At 64.1% G+C, this 16539-nt stretch carries 17 protein-coding genes; 4 read left to right on the forward strand and 13 right to left on the reverse strand.

Annotated elements, in window-relative coordinates; genetic code table 11:
* Window positions 1-26: 26 nt before the first annotated feature.
* From slmA to argB, 3 genes are all read right to left on the reverse strand, one after another.
* Entirely contained in the window at window positions 27-728 is a 702-nt protein-coding gene (slmA, locus tag AAHK20_RS07490) for a nucleoid occlusion factor SlmA (RefSeq protein ID WP_449180817.1), read from the reverse strand.
* A complete protein-coding gene (locus AAHK20_RS07495) occupies window positions 695-1474 on the reverse strand; it encodes a pyrimidine 5'-nucleotidase (protein WP_449180818.1) in 780 nt (259 codons plus the stop codon). Before AAHK20_RS07495 ends, slmA begins: the two co-directional genes overlap by 34 nt.
* A gap of 90 nt (window positions 1475-1564) precedes the next feature.
* Window positions 1565-2464, reverse strand: coding sequence for an acetylglutamate kinase (argB, locus tag AAHK20_RS07500; protein ID WP_449180819.1), 900 nt, complete (start codon window positions 2462-2464; stop codon window positions 1565-1567).
* Between the two features lie 210 nt (window positions 2465-2674).
* Between argB and AAHK20_RS07505 the strand changes: the two genes are divergently transcribed.
* Genes AAHK20_RS07505 through AAHK20_RS07515 form a run of 3 tightly spaced genes read left to right on the forward strand, consistent with a single transcriptional unit; the run spans window position 2675 to window position 4767 of the window.
* Window positions 2675-2923, forward strand: coding sequence for a cysteine-rich CWC family protein (locus AAHK20_RS07505; RefSeq protein ID WP_449180820.1), 249 nt, complete (start codon window positions 2675-2677; stop codon window positions 2921-2923).
* A gap of 9 nt (window positions 2924-2932) precedes the next feature.
* Complete coding sequence (locus AAHK20_RS07510; protein WP_449180821.1) at window positions 2933-4228, forward strand: ATP-binding protein; 1296 nt, start codon at window positions 2933-2935, stop codon at window positions 4226-4228.
* Window positions 4225-4767, forward strand: a complete 543-nt coding sequence (locus tag AAHK20_RS07515; RefSeq protein ID WP_449180822.1) for a response regulator transcription factor — start codon at window positions 4225-4227, stop codon at window positions 4765-4767. The genes AAHK20_RS07510 and AAHK20_RS07515 overlap by 4 nt, the downstream gene beginning before the upstream one ends.
* Before the next feature lie 97 nt (window positions 4768-4864).
* Here the strand turns inward: AAHK20_RS07515 and hslU are convergent, their stop codons facing one another.
* The 9 genes from hslU to AAHK20_RS07560 form a co-directional block, all read right to left on the reverse strand.
* Window positions 4865-6214: an ATP-dependent protease ATPase subunit HslU gene (hslU, locus tag AAHK20_RS07520; RefSeq protein WP_449180823.1), complete on the reverse strand. Its 1350-nt coding sequence runs from the start codon at window positions 6212-6214 to the stop codon at window positions 4865-4867.
* Between the two features lie 7 nt (window positions 6215-6221).
* Window positions 6222-6758 carry an ATP-dependent protease subunit HslV gene (hslV, locus tag AAHK20_RS07525; RefSeq protein WP_449180824.1) on the reverse strand — a complete coding sequence of 179 codons (537 nt, stop codon included), beginning with the start codon at window positions 6756-6758 and terminating at the stop codon, window positions 6222-6224.
* Window positions 6759-7151: 393 nt separating this feature from the next.
* Window positions 7152-7571 carry an RNA polymerase-binding protein DksA gene (gene dksA, locus AAHK20_RS07530; protein WP_449180825.1) on the reverse strand — a complete coding sequence of 140 codons (420 nt, stop codon included), beginning with the start codon at window positions 7569-7571 and terminating at the stop codon, window positions 7152-7154.
* Between the two features lie 592 nt (window positions 7572-8163).
* Complete coding sequence (locus AAHK20_RS07535) at window positions 8164-9246, reverse strand: CobW family GTP-binding protein (protein ID WP_498063344.1); 1083 nt, start codon at window positions 9244-9246, stop codon at window positions 8164-8166.
* Window positions 9247-9356: 110 nt separating this feature from the next.
* Window positions 9357-10559, reverse strand: a complete 1203-nt coding sequence (locus tag AAHK20_RS07540) for a class I SAM-dependent rRNA methyltransferase (RefSeq protein ID WP_449180826.1) — start codon at window positions 10557-10559, stop codon at window positions 9357-9359.
* 72 nt (window positions 10560-10631) lie between these two features.
* Window positions 10632-11561 carry a tyrosine recombinase XerC gene (gene xerC / locus AAHK20_RS07545; protein ID WP_449180827.1) on the reverse strand — a complete coding sequence of 310 codons (930 nt, stop codon included), beginning with the start codon at window positions 11559-11561 and terminating at the stop codon, window positions 10632-10634.
* A gap of 40 nt (window positions 11562-11601) precedes the next feature.
* Window positions 11602-12354, reverse strand: coding sequence for a DUF484 family protein (locus AAHK20_RS07550; protein WP_449180828.1), 753 nt, complete (start codon window positions 12352-12354; stop codon window positions 11602-11604).
* A gap of 55 nt (window positions 12355-12409) precedes the next feature.
* Window positions 12410-13294, reverse strand: coding sequence for a diaminopimelate epimerase (gene dapF / locus AAHK20_RS07555; protein ID WP_449180829.1), 885 nt, complete (start codon window positions 13292-13294; stop codon window positions 12410-12412).
* Between the two features lie 93 nt (window positions 13295-13387).
* The gene (locus tag AAHK20_RS07560) at window positions 13388-14272 is read right to left on the reverse strand and encodes a lipid A biosynthesis lauroyl acyltransferase (protein WP_449180830.1); all 885 of its coding nucleotides are present in this window, start codon (window positions 14270-14272) and stop codon (window positions 13388-13390) included.
* A gap of 289 nt (window positions 14273-14561) precedes the next feature.
* Here AAHK20_RS07560 and metK point away from each other — a divergent pair, with 289 nt between their 5' ends.
* Window positions 14562-15749 (forward strand): methionine adenosyltransferase, encoded by a 1188-nt coding sequence (gene metK, locus AAHK20_RS07565; protein ID WP_449180831.1) that lies wholly within the window; start codon window positions 14562-14564, stop codon window positions 15747-15749.
* Window positions 15750-15829: 80 nt separating this feature from the next.
* Here the strand turns inward: metK and AAHK20_RS07570 are convergent, their stop codons facing one another.
* The gene (locus AAHK20_RS07570) at window positions 15830-16195 is read right to left on the reverse strand and encodes a hypothetical protein (protein ID WP_449180832.1); all 366 of its coding nucleotides are present in this window, start codon (window positions 16193-16195) and stop codon (window positions 15830-15832) included.
* Window positions 16196-16539: the final 344 nt, after the last annotated feature.

A 16539-nucleotide genomic window follows, 5' to 3' on the forward strand; every position in this document is an offset into this window, starting at 1 on the left:
ATCGAACCCGCCCAAGACATTCTGGACTATTGAAGGATCAGCCGCAGTTGCGCGTCGGCGTGCTCGCCCGGCGCGCGCGAGAAGCCGCTCTTTGTATATCGGTGCCAACGTCCGAGCACGTAGCTGATGACGAGGCTCGCGCGCACGGCAGGGTCGTAGTCGGTCGGCAGCGGCACCGGGGACTCGGCCGATTTCTGATTGGCCTCCATCAGTCCCAGCCGCAGACACTGCTTGAGCGACGCTTCGATGCGCTCGAGCATCTGCGTGACGCGTTCGGCGAGCCTCTCGTGCTCGCCGACGAGCGCCTCGCCCGTCAACACGCGCGTCATGCCGGGATTTTTCGCGGAAAAGTTGAGCAGCATCAAGCCGATCGCACGCGCTTGCAGCACGCCGTTCGGCTCCTTCGCCGTGATCTGGTTGACGAGGCCAAAAAAGGTCTCTTCGATGAACTCGATCAGCGCTTCGAACATCTGCGCCTTGCTCGCGAAATGCCGATAGAGCGCGGCTTCCGATACGCCGAGCCGTGCGGCCAGCGCCGCGGTCGTGATCTTTTCGCTTTTTGGGGCTTCCAGCATCGCGGCGAGCGTCTGGAGGATATGCACCCTCCGCTCGCCGGGTTTTAGGCGCGGCGCGCGGGCGCCCACTGGATGGGTCTCTTCCGCGTGGTCCTGCTGGTACTGCGCGTCCTCGCTATTTACGGCCGCGTCATGCTTTTGAGTCGGCTGCATTTTTGTCGCCCCGATCGAGTACTCACTCGAAGTGATTTTAACGAACGAATGCGACGATCGACATAGTGGGGACGACCCGTGCCCGGCTGGCGCGCCGGGGTGCCGTTTGCCTGAGTCGCAGTGGGTAGATGGCCGACGATCCAAACTGTCTTGATCCCCAAGCGCTTGTAGCGCTTCAGGTGCCCGCGTGTGTCTTCGACGAGGATCGCGTCGGATAGCGGCACGTGCGCGTCGCGCATCGCCCGGCGCAGCATCGAGGCGTCGGGTTTCGCGCGCCACACGCGGCGGTCGCGCATGTGCTCGATGGCGATCACGCGCTCGAACAGGCGCTCGATCGAGAGCTCTCGCAGCACCGCGCGCGCGTAGGCTTCCGGGGCGTTGGTCAGCACGATCTTGCGTCCCGGCAGCGCGGCGACGAGGCGCGCCAGGCCGCGCTCGGCGCGCACCATCGGGCCGAGGTCGGGGAAGTTGTGCACTTCCTTAAGGAAGTCGTGCGGATCGATCGGATGATGCCGTGTGAGCCCGAGCAAGGCCGCGCCGTAGCGCTCCGTGTAGCCGGTGCGCAGACGGTTCGCTACGTCGAGCTCGACTTGTAGCGTATCGATGATGTACTGCGTCATCGCTTGATTGATCGCCGGGAAGATCTTGTACGACGCGTGGTGCAGCGTGTTGTCGAGATCGAACAGCCAGACGGGGCCGCCTGTGTTGACGTGCGGCCGGCGCCGCTTGGAGCGAGAGGTGGGCATGGCGAGGGGGCGGGGCAGAGCGGGATACATGCGCCCGGACAGCAGGCGAAGCACGGCGCCATTATGCGCGCCGCGCTTCGCGGGTCGGGCTCAATGCGAGCGGATCATCGTGCCGAACGGCTGCTCGGTCAGGATTTCGAGCAGCACCGAGTGCTCGATTCGGCCGTCGATAATGTGGACCGAGCGCACGCCGCTCTTCGCGGCGTCGAGCGCGGAAGCGATCTTCGGCAGCATGCCGCCCGAGATCGTGCCGTCGGCGAAGAGCGCGTCGATCTCGCGCGCCGACAGATCCGTCAACAAGTTGCCCGCCTTGTCCATCACGCCGGGGATGTTCGTCATCATCACGAGCTTTTCGGCGTTCAGCACGACAGCGAGCTTGCCCGCGACCAGATCCGCATTGATGTTGTACGAGAGACCGTCTTCGCCGAAGCCGATCGGCGAGATGACCGGAATGAACGCGTCGTCCTGCAGTGCGCGCACGACAGCCGGGTTGATCGCCTCGACTTCGCCCACTTGGCCGATGTCGACATATTGGCCGGGGTTGTCGCGGTCCGGCATCATCAGCTTGCGCGCGTGGATCAGGCCGCCGTCCTTGCCCGTGAGGCCCACGGCATGGCCTCCGAAATGATTGATGAGCGTGACGATGTCTTGCTGCACCTCGCCGCCGAGCACCCATTCGACGACTTCCATCGTCTCTTCGTCGGTGACGCGCATGCCCTGGATGAACGTGCCTTGCTTGCCGATCTTCTTGAGCGCCTGATCGATCTGCGGGCCGCCGCCGTGCACGATCACCGGGTTGATGCCGACCAGCTTCAGCAGAATGACGTCGCGCGCGAAGCCTTGCTTCAGGCGCTCTTCGGTCATTGCATTGCCGCCGTATTTGATGACCACGGTCTTGCCGTGATACTGGCGAATATAGGGCAGCGCTTCCGCGAGAATTTCGGCTTTCAGCGTGGGGGCAATCTGCGAGAGGTCGACGGGCTCGGACATGGCGGCAAACTCGGCACGGAACAAACGGTTGAGACGGGCGAAACAGGGCGAATTGTACAGGACTGGCGCAGCGCAGCACGGTTTTTACCGGTCATCCAAACGTCATAGGACGGTGGTTTTTACGCCGTTCTCCGGCGAGCCCCGCGAGCCGTGGCATCATGCATTTATCCGCTTGATTCGACTCAGTTTCGATTGTTGTTTCGACGCGTCATGACTCATTCAGGCTCCTCCTCCCCGACTCGCTCCGCGTCGCCCGCCGGCGCGAGCGCACGCTGTCCGCGCTGCGGCCGCGCGTTCGATTGCGGCAAGCGCGCCGACCCATCCGAACCGTTCAACTGTTGGTGCACGTCGATGCCCGCCGTGCCGTCCGAGCGCTTGGTACCCAATATGCGTTGCCTGTGCCCGGAGTGTCTCGCCGAGGCCATCGTCACTGTGTCCCCGGAAGCGCCGAGCGGTTAAACTCGTGCGATGCACCGAATAACCAATACCGGCCGCGTGAATCTCGGCCACCTGTTCTGGCTGCGTTGCCTGGCGATCATCGGCCAGCTTGTCACCATTGCCGTTGTGCAGATCTTCTTCGGCGTGCATTTGCCGCTGCCGGCCATGCTCATGGTGATCACGCTCGAAGTCGTCTTCAATGCGCTCACCTGGGTACGTGTCGCGCGGGCGCGGCCCGAGACCAATTTCGAGCTGCTCGGCCAGTTGTGGGTCGACCTCGGTGCGTTGTCCGCACTGCTCTTTCTGTCGGGCGGCACGACGAACCCGTTCGTCTCGCTTTACCTGCCTTCGCTCGCGATCGCCGCCGCCGTCCTGCCGTGGCACTTGATGATCTGGCTCGCGGCGTTCGCGGTCTGCTGCTACGCGGCGCTCGGGTTCGATTCGATCCCCCTCAACATGGACAACCCCGCCAACCTGTTCGACTACTATCGCGCTGGCATGTGGGTGAACTTCATGGTGAGCGTCGGGTTGATCGCGTGGTTCGTCGCGCGCATGTCGAACGGGCTGCGTCTGCGCGACGCCGCGCTTGCCGATGCGCAGCAGCGTCTCTTGCGTGATGAGCGGGCGGTCGCGCTGGGCGTGCAGGCGGCCACGGTCGCTCACGAAATCGGTACCCCGCTATCGACTATCGCGATGCTGTCCGAGGAGTTGCGCGACGCGGCTCGCAGCGACAAAGGGCTTGCGCCGTATTCCGCCGATCTGGATCTGCTCGAACAGCAGATGACGCTCTGCACATCCGCACTAGCGCGCTTGCGAAGCCGGGCGTCGGTGGCGTCCCATCGGCAAACGCTCGACGAGTGGCTCGAAAGTTTTGCCGCCCAGTGGCGCTTGCGCCATCCGCACGTGAAATTCGAACGGATCGGCGTCGTGCCCACAGGCGTGTGGCTTGACGACACGGTCGCCGTCAGCCAGATTCTGACCATCCTGCTCGACAACGCCGCGCGCGCGAGCCGCGATCGCGTCACGCTCGCCGCATCGAGCGTGAATGGCGAAATCGAGTTCGAGGTCTGCGATTCAGGGCCGGGCATTCCGCCGCAGTTGCGCGGCAGGCTCGGCGCGATGCCGGTAGACAGCACGCAAGGTGGCCACGGCGTGGGGCTCTATCTGGCTTTCACGGCTGCGGCGCGGCTTGGCGGCGAGATCGAGCTTGCCGACGGCAAGCCGCGCGGCACGCGGGCGGTGCTTCGTCTGCCCGCAGCCAAAGGGGAGGCAGGCGCGGGCCACGCCGCTTCCGCTTCAACCGATACGAGGGAGAAAAACACATGAGCGATATGAATTTCCTGGTCATCGACGACGACGAAGTGTTCTCGGGCATCCTGGCCCGAGGGCTGACGCGCCGGGGGTACACGGTTCACACGGCGCCGAATGCCGACGAAGCGATCAAGCTCGCGAACCAGCAGAAGTTTGGGCAGATCACGGTCGACCTGCATTTGGGGGGCGATTCGGGTTTGAGTCTCGTCGCGCCGCTGCGCGAATTGCAGCCCGCCGCGCGGATGCTGATCCTCACCGGCTACGCGAGCATTGCGACAGCCGTGCAGGCAGTGAAGGACGGGGCCGACAACTACCTCGCCAAGCCGGCCAACGTCGAATCGATTCTCGCGGCGTTGCAGGCGGAGGCGAGCGCCGCGACGGCTGAGGAGGCCATCGAGCACCCGACGCTGCTTTCCGTCGCGCGGCTCGAGTGGGAGCACATTCAGCGGGCGCTGGCTGAGAACGGCGGCAATATCTCGGCGACGGCGCGTGCGTTGAACATGCATCGGCGCACGCTGCAGCGCAAGCTCTCGAAGCGGCCGGTGAAGCAGTAACGTTTGTTCACGTTTTCCGCGTCGAATAAAAAACGGGCGGTCCTGCGCGATGCAGGCCGCCCGTTTTCTCTTGGTTTAACGCTTTACGCGTAACCGCTTACAGCACGTAGCGAGACAGATCCTCGCTTTGCGACACTTCACCCAGAGCGCTATCGACGTATGCCGCATCGATCTTCACCGCTGTGCCCGAGTGATTGCCCGCCGCGAAAGATACTTCCTCGAGCAGCTTTTCGATCACTGTGTACAGGCGCCGCGCGCCGATGTTCTCAGTCTTCTCGTTGACCGAGAACGCGATTTCGGCCATCCGGCGGATGCCGTCTGCGGCGAAATCGAGCTGCACGTCTTCAGTCGCGAGCAGCGCCTGGTATTGCTTGACGAGGCTCGCGTCGGTCGCGATGAGAATTGCTTCGAAGTCCTCAACCGACAGCGAATCGAGCTCGACACGAATCGGAAAGCGCCCTTGCAGCTCGGGGATCAAGTCGCTCGGCTTCGACAGATGGAACGCACCGCTCGCGATGAAGAGGATGTGATCCGTCTTCACCGTGCCGTACTTTGTATTGATCGTCGTGCCTTCGACGAGCGGCAGCAGATCGCGCTGCACGCCCTGGCGGGACACCTCGGCGCCGCCCGTCTCGCTGCGCGAGGCGATCTTGTCGATTTCGTCGAGAAACACGATGCCGTTCTGCTCGACGTTCTGCACGGCCTTCGCCTTCACTTCCTCGTCGTTGAGCATCTTCGATGCTTCTTCGTCCGTGAGAACCTTCAGCGCTTCCTTGACCTTGAGCTTGCGGCGCGTTTTCTTGCCGCCGCCCAGATTCGCGAACATCGAGCGGATTTGCTCGGTCATGTCTTCCATGCCCGGCGGGCCCATGATGTCCATGCCGATTTGCGGCGATTCGACATCGAGCTCGATTTCCTTGTCGTCGAGCGAGCCTTCGCGCAGGCGCTTGCGGAACGTCTGGCGCGTGGCGTTGCCGTCGTCGCCGTGATCGCTCGAAGCCGGCGCCGTCGAGCCGAAGCCGACCGGACGCGCGCTCGGCAGCAGGATGTCGAGGATGCGGTCTTCGGCTTGGTCTTGCGCTTTCGAACGGACCTTGCGCATTTCCGTCTCGCGCGTCTCCTTGACGGAGATTTCGATCAGGTCGCGCACGATGCTGTCGACGTCGCGCCCCACGTAGCCGACTTCCGTGAACTTGGTCGCTTCGATCTTGATGAACGGCGCGTCGGCGAGCTTCGCGAGACGCCGCGCGATTTCGGTTTTGCCAACGCCCGTCGGCCCGATCATCAGAATGTTCTTCGGCGTGATTTCCTGGCGCAGCGGATCGGCGACTTGCTGGCGGCGCCACCGGTTGCGCAGCGCGACGGCCACCGCGCGTTTCGCACGCTTCTGGCCAATGATGTGTTTGTCGAGTTCCGAGACGATCTCGGCGGGGGTCATGGTGCTCATCGTTGCCTCACTCGATCGTCTCGATGACGCGGTTATGGTTGGTATAGATACACATGTCACCGGCAATCGCCAAAGACTTTTCGACGATGTCGCGCGGCGAAAGATCCGTATTTTCGGCGAGCGCGCGGGCCGCGGCCTGCGCATACGCGCCGCCCGAGCCGATCGCGCAGATTCCCTCTTCGGGATCGAGCACGTCGCCGTTGCCGGTGATGACGAGGGTGGTTTGCGCGTCGGCGGTGATCAGCATCGCCTCGAGGCGGCGCAGCATGCGGTCGGTGCGCCAGTCTTTGGCGAGTTCGACGGCGGCGCGGGTCAGGTTGCCCTGATGTTTTTCGAGCTTGGCTTCGAAGCGGTCGAGCAGCGAAAACGCATCGGCCGTGCCGCCGGCGAAGCCAACGAGTACCTTGCCGCCGTAAATGCGCCGGACTTTCTTCGCGCCGCCTTTCATGACGATGTTGCCGAGCGTCACCTGGCCGTCGCCGCCGAGCGCGACCTTGTCGCCGCGCCGCACGGATACGATCGTCGTGCCGTGAAATTGCTCCATGTGCGTTCCTTTTGAAAAGCTGAAGATCCCGGGCGGTGCTGAGTCATGTGCCGCCCGAGCGTATCGGGTAGGCGGACGAGGCGCGACTTGACGCGCGCGCGCTCATGCAACGCACGTTCGGTTAATTTTAGGGCGTGCGCCGCTTTATCAAGAGTCGGCCAAAGGGCATAGGAGGGAAATTGGCGCGCAGGCGAGGGACGCAGTAAAAGCTGCGCGAGCGGAGCGCCGGACATCAGAGCAGCGCCGGTAACGAATGCCATCACCGGGGCGTGGAAATGCGCAGAAAAGGGCGTGGCGCGGCCGCACCAAAAGAAAAAGGCGCGCGGTTCACCGTGCGCCTCTTCGACGAAGCAGCGTATCAGGCGCGGCAGGCAGGCCGCGCGGTTCCAGCAATCAGTCGCCGAACAGCTTCTGGCGCAGCTCGCGGCGTTCCTGCGCTTCGAGCGACAGGGTGGCCGTGGGCCGGGCGATCAGACGCGGAATGCCGATCGGCTCGCCGGTTTCCTCGCACCAGCCGTAATCGCCCGAGTCGATGCGCGCGAGCGATTGCTGCACCTTCTTCAGCAGCTTGCGTTCGCGATCGCGCGTGCGCAGTTCAAGCGCATGCTCTTCTTCGATCGTCGCGCGGTCGGCCGGGTCCGGCACGATCACGGTTTCGCGCAGGTTCTCGGTCGTCTGGCCGGCATTGCGGAGGATTTCCGCCTGCAGCTGTTCGAGCCGGTTCTTGAAGAAAGCGAGCTGATCCTCATTCATGTAATCCTTCTCGCTCATCTTCAGGATTTCGGCTTCGGTCAAGAGTCGTTTCGTCGTCATCTGCGTGCTTCTTCAATGTGAGGCAAAACTCTTACATATTGCCCGCACTTTCGTGTTGCCCGCAACCAGCGTCATTGATGCGCAGGCGAACACGGACGCTGGGCTGTCGTGCCGCCCTTCGCGCCGTTGCGGGGCCGAACTCCTCAGGAAACCGATCCTCGGATGCCCCCGAGCATCTCGATGCCGGACTGCGCGCTCGCTTACCAACCGGCGCGCAGGCCAGCGCTTCGGTATTGTTCGGCATAGTCCGGATGAGGTTTTCCGGCGCCGTGTACCTGCCCGGCATCGTTGTGCGACATCCAGCAGATGCGCGAGACAATGCGCGGGCAATTCGTTGTCTTTCTCCAGTGGGCCCGTATTGTAACTGAATCAGAATTCGGTTCTGCAACCGATCCATCGCTATGTCGGACCCACGTGCTATCCCGAAAATATAGCGCGCAAGCGGTCAAAAAGCGATGGCCATCCGGCCCCTTCTGTCATAGGGCTTTCACCTGTTTTACCACGGGCAGGGGTGCGGCGAACCGGTTTGGGTGCCATAGCGCACACAAACCGGCCTCGCCTATGCGGGATGGGTCACGGATCGAACGCGGCCTTACGCGAGGCAGGCGTCCAGACCGTCGGTGATGAGGTCTTGCGGGAGGTCGACGCCGATGAACACCATCTTGTTGGTTTTCTTCTCGACCGGCAGCCACTTGGCGGCGAGGTCGCTGCCCATCATCTGGTGCACGCCCTGAAACACGACCTTGCGGTCGACGCCTTTCATATAGAGCACGCCCTTGTAGCGCAACAGACGCTCGCCGTAGATCTGCAGGATGCCGCCGAGGAAGTCTTCGAGCTTGTTCGGGTCGAACGGGCGATCGTTGCGGTAGACGAACGACTTGATCTTGTCGTCGTGATGCGCGTGGTGATGGTGGTGCTCGTGCCCTTCGTGCTCGCAGTGGCCGTGATCGTGATCGCAGTCCTCGTGGTCATGGGCGTGATCATGATCGTGCTCATGGGCGTGATGAGCGTGGTCGTGATCGTCTTCGGCGAGGAAGTCCGGGTCGATTTCGAGCTTCGCGTTCAGATTGAAGCCGCGCAGGTCGAAGATTTCCTTGATGTCGGCCTCGCCGAAATTGACGACCTTGATCGTCGCTTTCGGATTCATGTGCACGAGGCGGTGACGCAGGTCCGACAGCGTCGCTTCGTCGACGAGATCCGACTTCGTGATGAAGAGGCGGTCAGCGAAACCGACTTGGCGCTGCACGACTTCGTGCTCGTCGAGCTGATGGTTCGCGTGCTTCGCGTCGACGAGCGTGATGATCGCGTCGAGCAGGAATTCGTCGGCGATTTCGCTATCGATGAAGAACGTCTGCGCGACCGGGCCCGGGTTCGCGAGGCCAGTCGTTTCGATCACGACGCGGTCGAACTGGAGCTCGCCCGACTGCTTCTTCGACGCCAGGTCGCCGAGCGCCCGCGCGAGGTCGCCGCGAATCGTGCAGCAAATGCAGCCGTTGCTCATCTGGACGATCTGCTCGGCCGAGTCTTGCACGAGGATTTCGTTGTCGATGTTCTCTTCGCCGAACTCGTTCTCGATCACGGCGATTTTCATGCCGTGCTTTTCGTTCAGGATGCGCTTGAGCAGCGTGGTTTTGCCGCTGCCGAGGAAGCCGGTCAGGATAGTGACGGGAATCATGTGAGTCGCCTGTGGTTCGTGAATCGGTGTCAATGCGTCCAACAGCTCACGATTGTTGCATAACTGTCAAGCGCCCGTGGTCCGCGCGGTTCGTCGCTAACTATGGGCGTTCAGGCGATTTGCAACAATAGACCTTTCAGGTATTCGCCTTCCGGAAACGCCGTCAGAAGCGGGTGATCGACCCCGGCGCCCAGGCGCTTCAGGATGCGGGCGTCGACGCGCGCGTCCGCCGCGGCGCCGGCGACGATCTTCTGGAACAGGTCGGCATCGATCGCGCCCGAGCACGAGTACGTGAACAGCAGGCCGCCCGGGCGCAGCAGCTTGAAGCCGGTCAGGTTGATGTCCTTGTAGGCGCGGGCGGCGCGGTCCACGTGCTCGCGCGACGGCGCGAATTTCGGCGGATCGAGCACGACGAGGTCGAAGCGCTCGCCCTCGTCGTAGAGGCGGCGCAGCGTCTTGAACGCGTCGGCGTCGAGCCATTGCGCGCGGCTCGCGTCGAAATCGTTCGCGGTGACGTTCTCTTGCGCGAGCGCCAGTGCTTCGCCCGACGAATCGATCGACACCACGCGTTTCGCGCCGCCTTTGAGCGCAGCGAGCGAGAAGCCGCCCGTGTAGCAGAAGCAGTTGAGCACGTCGCGCTCGGCCGCGTACGCCTGGACTAGCGCGCGGTTGTCGCGCTGGTCGACGTAGAAGCCGGTCTTGTGGCCCGAGCGGACATCGACGTGGTACCGCACGCCGTTTTCGTTCGTGATCAGCGTGGCGGGTGGCGGGTCGCCGGCCAGCACGCCGGTGGTCTGCTCCAGACCTTCCTTTTCGCGGATCGACACGTCCGAGCGCTCGTAGACGTTCGGGCAACCGGTCGCGCCGACGAGCGCCGCGACGATCGCTTCCTTCCATGCCTCGACGCCCGTCGCCATGAACTGGCAGACGAGTTGGCCCCGCTTCTCGGCATCGTCCGCGATGTAGTAATCGACGATCAGACCCGGCAGGCCGTCCGCCTCGCCGAAGATCAGCCGCACCGCGCCCGTGTCATGGACGAGCGCCTGACGATGCGCAATCGCGCGCTGCACGCGGCGCTTGAAAAAGGCGTGATCGATCGGCTCGGCTTCATCGAAGCTCCAGACCCGCACGCGGATCTGCGACTGCGGGCTATACGCGGCGCGCGCGAGAAAGCGGCCGTCGTGCGCGCGCACGATCACGGTGGCGCCGGGGGCGGGCTTGCCGTCGATGCGGTCGATCGCGTTCGCATAAACCCACGGATGGCGGCGCAGCAGCGATTTTTCCTTCGACGGTTTCAGCGTTACGGTATTCATAAATGATCAAAAGCAAGTTTCTGCCGCGCGGATCGTGCGTGGCGGGGTCTACGCCCGTTATGAGGCAGGCATTCAGTCGCGCTTCTTCGCGCGCGGATGCGCCTTGTCGTACACCTGCGCGAGATGCTGAAAATCGAGCGCGGTATAGACCTGCGTCGCGGTGATGCTCGCGTGCCCGAGCAGCTCTTGCACCGCGCGCAGATCGCCGCTCGATTGCAGCACGTGCGTCGCGAACGAATGGCGCAGCACGTGCGGATGGACGTTGGCCGGAATGCCGGCCACGAGCGCCGCGCGCTTCACGCGGTCGCGCACGACGTTCGGCGACATCCGGTTGCCGCGCGCCGATAAAAAGAGCGGATGCGGATCGAGCTTCACGAACTCGCCGCGTGCGGCGAGCCAGTTCTTGAGCGCATCGAGCGCCTTGCTGCCGACCGGCACGGTGCGCCGCCGGTTGCCCTTGCCGAGCACCGTCACTTCGGCCGACTGCAGGTCGAGCCAGCCGGCCGAGCGGTAGCCGTCGGCATCGGCGAACGCGACATCGAGGCCGACCAGTTCCGCGAGCCGCAGCCCCGACGAGTAGAACAGCTCGAGCATCGCGTGATCGCGCAGACCTTCGGTGTTCGCGGCGGCGGGGGCTTCCATCAGCGCGTTGGCGTCGTCGACGGAAAGCGCCTTTGGCAGCGTTTTTGCCTGTTTTGGCGCGCGGACGGTCGCAACTGGGTTGGCGGGCAGCTCGATGCGTCCGGCGAGCCAGCGGTAGAACGCGCGCCATGCCGACAGGCGATGCCCGATCGAGCGCGCCGACAGCCCGCCCGCATGCGCGCGCGCGACGGCGCCGCGCATGTCGGTAGCAGTGAGGCTTTCCAGCGGGCGGCCCTTCGCGAGCTTCTTCAGCTCGTCGAGTTCATGCGTGTAGCCGCGCAGCGTATGCGCCGACAGCCGCCTCTCATGCTCGAGGCTCGAGAGGTAGGCGGCGATCGGGTCGTTGTCGGCCGGGGTCACTGGACGGTTTCGGGATCGATGAGGGCGCGGATCAAGCGCGTCAGCGCGCGATCAGGCGGCTCAGCGCCGCGCTTGCGAGCCCGCCGATCTGGGAGAGGAAATCGGTCGCCATGCCTTCGTGGAAACGGCGTGGGTCCGGCGAGCCCATCACGAGCAGACCGAAGGCGGCCCCGCTTTCGTCGGCCGCGCGCGGATCGCGCAGCGCGACCAGCGCGATCGATTGCGTCGCGGCGCTTTCGGCGGGGCCGCCTTCGGCTGCGGCGGGATCGGCGGACGAATCGCTCGCCGCACTCGTGGCCGTCGCTGCGGATTCGCCCGAAATCAGCCACTGCGCAGCTTCAAAACCGGTATTTGCGCCGCAATAAGGCGCGGCGAGGCTGTTCGCGAAGATCCGCACTTCCTCGCCCACGTGGCGCGCGAAGTCCGCTTCGCGGTACGGCTCGGCCAGATCCCAGACGCGCAGCGCCGCCTGCGGCACGTCGAACACTTCGGTGAGCCCTTGCGAGACGGCGCGGGGCAATGCGTACGCATCGCGCTCGGCCATCACGCGCATCGTCCAGCGGTTGAATTTCGCCGCGATGCTGTCGTTCTCGTGTCCGTAGCGCAAGAGTTCGGCGAGACGCCGCTCGAGATGCTTGTTCTTCTCGCGCAGCATTTCCATCTGCCGCTCCTGCAGGGACACCGCGGCCTTGCCGTGCGGGTTCGCAAGCCGGATGGTCGCGAGCAGCTCGGCGTGCTCGTCGAAGAATCCAGGGGTGGCGAGCAGGTATTCAGCGACTTCGCGATCGTTCATGGTCTCGGCAATAAGGAATGCGCAGGGAATCGGTTGAATGGGTGGGTTGGCGAGATCAGTCGGCGATCTCGATCTCGCCTTCGAAGACGGTCGCGGCCGGACCCGCCATCGTGAGCGGGGCGGCTTCGGCGCGCGCGCCGTCCCAGGCGATGGTCAGCACGCCGCCGTGCGTGTGCACGGTGACGGGCGAATCGAGCAGCCCGCGGCGGATGCCCGCTGCCACCGCCGCGCACGCGCCCGTGCCGCAGGCGAGCGTTTCGCCGGCGCCGCGCTCGAACACGCGCAGCTTGATTTCGCTGCGCGACACGATTTGCATGAAACCGGCGTTGACGCGCTGCGGGAAGCGCGAGTGATGCTCGACCGCAGGGCCGACCTGGCCGACCGGATATTGCTCGACGTCATCGACGACCTGCACCGCATGCGGATTGCCCATCGAGACGACGGAGATCCAGTGCGTGCTGTCATTCGGGCCATCGACACCGCTCAACTGAAGGGGCCAGAGCGTATCGGCGCCTTCGCGTCGGCCTTCGAGGCCGCTTGCGTCGAACGGCACGCGCGCCGGTTCAAACACCGGCTGCCCCATATCGACGACGACTTGGCCGTTTTCCCGCATCGTTAGCGTGATGACGCCGTTTTGTACCTGCACGCGTACGCTCTTCTTATCTGTGAGGCGCGTGTCGCGCACGAACTTGACGAAGCAGCGCGCGCCGTTGCCGCAATGCTCGACCTCGCCGCCGTCGCAATTGAAGATCCGATACTTGAAATCGACGCCGTCGATCGTGGGCCGCTCGACGAGCAGCAGCTGATCGGCGCCGACGCCGAAATGCCGGTTCGCGAGCGCGCGCACCTGGGCGCTCGTCAGTGCGAGTGGACGGGTGTAACCGTCGAGCACGACGAAGTCGTTGCCCGCGCCATGCATTTTGGTGAACTTGAGCTTCATGGGCGCTATTGTAAGTGACTCGGCTTGCGGCGTCGGCGTCTAAAAAAGGGTGTTCAGGGCCTGTAGCCGGCGCGATCGGGCCCTGGGCCAATATCAATAGAAGCTCGGTTCGCCCTCCGGGCGCGTCTTGAAGCGCTTGTGCACCCAGTAGTACTGCTCGACGATGCGCGGAATCTGCTCTTCGAGAAAGGCGTTCATGCGGCGTGCGTCGATGACGTCGTCGCCGCTCGGGTAGTTGTCCCACGGCTTGAACACCTTGAGCCGGTAGCCCTTGTAGTTCGGCAGCACCTCGCCGATGAACGGCAGGACCTGCGCATGGCCCACCTTCGCGAACCGGCCGACGGCAGTCAGCGTGCAGGTGGGAATCCCGAAGAACGGCACGAACGTGGAGTTGCGCACGCCATAGTCCATGTCCGCGCCGAGCATGACCGGCTTGCGCTCTTTTAGCCAGCGCAGCACGACGCGCGCGCTGTCGGCGCGGCTCGCCATGTCCGCACCGAAGCGGCCGCGCGCCTGCTTGGCGATTTCATCGAGCTCCTGATTCTTCAACGGCTGATAGAGCGCGCCGCACCGGCGCCGCAGCGCGTGATTGATGAAGACCGAGCCGGCCTCGATGCCGACGAAGTGGAGGCCGAGCAGCAGCGTGGGCGGCATGTCGGGATCGGTCAGGTCGACTTCGCTGTCGACCTGCACCAGCTTCTCGAGCTTCTCCAACGAGCCGAACCACTGGACGCTGCGCTCGACGTAGCTGCGAATCGCATGCCGGAAGTGCTTTTGCGCGATGTCTTTGCGCTTTTCGTCGCTCCACTCGGGAAAGCACAACTTGAGGTTGATATGGACGATGCGCCGGCGCCGGCTGGGGACCTGGTAGAGCAGCCAGCCGAGCCCGTCGCCCATGCGCGCGACGAAACCATACGGGAGAATGGCGAGAAACTTGAGCAGCGCAATGCCCAGCCTGCCTCCGAGCCGGCCTAGCATGCCGCTGCTCCGCAGGCGGCCGGACGGCGCGCGCAAAGCGCGCGAGGCGTGTGTGGAAGAAGAGACACCGAAACGAAATGTGGATACTGCACGCGTGCATGCCCTGTGACAATTCCGAGAAGACGCTATAATACGGGCTTCGCCGAGTTAATAGACAACTTGCGGGGCGAAGCCGCCGAGCGCGCAACCAGCGCCATGGCGGTCCGGAAAATCCGCTAAAGCGTCGCCGCTTCAGGCTCCCGAAGCTGGCTACGTGAAAAACCAACCGTAACCAATGGAGTCTGCAAAAGTGGCAAACGACTATCTCTTCACGTCTGAATCCGTTTCCGAAGGTCACCCGGACAAGGTCGCCGACCAAATCTCGGACGCGATCCTCGACGCAATCCTCACGCAAGACAAATACTCCCGCGTTGCCGCCGAAACGCTGTGCAACACGGGTCTCGTCGTGCTCGCCGGTGAAATCACCACGACCGCGAACGTCGATTACATCCAGGTCGCGCGCGACACGATCAAGCGCATCGGCTACGACAACACCGAATACGGCATCGACTACAAGGGCTGTGCGGTGCTCGTTGCATACGACAAGCAATCGCCGGACATCGCCCAAGGCGTCGATCGCGCGCACGACAACAACCTCGATCAAGGCGCGGGCGACCAGGGCCTGATGTTCGGCTTCGCCTGCGACGAAACGCCCGAGCTGATGCCGCTGCCGATCTACCTGTCGCACCGTCTGGTCGAGCGCCAGGCGAGCCTGCGCCGTGACGGCCGCCTGCCCTGGCTGCGTCCGGACGCAAAGTCGCAGGTCACCGTGCGCTACGTCGACGGCAAGGCGCATTCGATCGACACCGTCGTGCTGTCCACGCAGCACGCACCGGAAATCGAACTGGCAACGCTGCGCGAAGCGGTGATCGAAGAAGTCATCAAGCCGACGCTGCCCGCTGAGCTCATCAAGGGCGACATCAAGTTCCTCGTGAACCCGACTGGCCGGTTCGTGATCGGCGGCCCGCAAGGCGACTGCGGTCTGACGGGCCGCAAGATCATCGTCGATACGTACGGCGGCGCGGCGCCGCACGGCGGCGGCGCGTTCTCGGGCAAGGACCCGTCGAAGGTCGACCGCTCGGCTGCGTACGCCGGCCGCTATGTCGCGAAGAACATCGTGGCCGCGGGCCTCGCATCGCGCTGCTTGATTCAAGTGTCGTACGCGATTGGCGTGGCGCAGCCCACGTCGGTGATGGTCAACACGTTCGGCACGGGCCGCGTGTCGGACGAGACGATCACGAAGCTCGTGCGCGAGCACTTCGATCTGCGTCCGAAGGGCATCGTTCAGATGCTCGACCTGCTGCGTCCGATCTACGAAAAGACTGCGGCATATGGTCACTTCGGCCGCGAAGAGCCGGAATTCTCGTGGGAAGCGACCGATAAGGCGCTGGCACTCGCGGAAGCCGCCGGTACGGAAGCCGTGGTGGCAGTGGCCTGACCCCCGCGAACGTAGTCAATAGAAAAACCCCGGTGCTTGCGCACCGGGGTTTTTCTTTTTGTGCGACTGGATGCCGCGATTCAGCGCGCGGCGAACGCGAACCAGCCGGCGCTGGCCGCGAGGCGGCGCGGACGCCGGCTCGCGCCGCGCAGCGAAACGCCTGGCGTGCGGCGCGAGGTCAGCGCGCGGAGCACGACCGGCGGCTTGGGCAGCAGCGTGCGTAGCGAGAAGCGCGAGAACGGGCGCGCGCCAGCACGCACACGCAGCTTCGAGACGATCGTTTGGAGCCAGGCGCGCAAGCCATCGGCCGACGAGGCCTGCCGTTGTTGCGCGAGCTGGCGGGTGCGCGCCGCGTGATGGCGCAGCGCACGCACGATGTGGCGTCGTGCGGGGCGGGCCGCCTTCATGACGACGCGCGTGATACCGGTAGTCAGACGAGTGTGCATGGTTCGAACGAAAGGGGAAGGGCGTCTCAGGACGTGAGCGGCGGCAAGCTGAACGGAGCAGCATGTATGCCAGCACGCGGGACGTAATGGCCCAAAGCAGGGCCCGACGCGGCGGCGATCCCGATGGAGCGCGCGCAGAAAGGGGATGCAATCGACATCGATGCAGACTACACGTGATTCGTGACGGGCGAAAGTCGGAGTAGTCCCACTAAAGTTAAGGGTTTTTACCAAGAAAGATCGCACTGTTTTCGCGGACGTTGCGAACAATTTACGTGCATCGATGCACGAGCGCCGTGCAGCGCGCGCCCGCGCCGATCATGCCCGCTTTACAATCGATCCAGTCA

The organism is Trinickia camelliae (assembly GCF_053525655.1).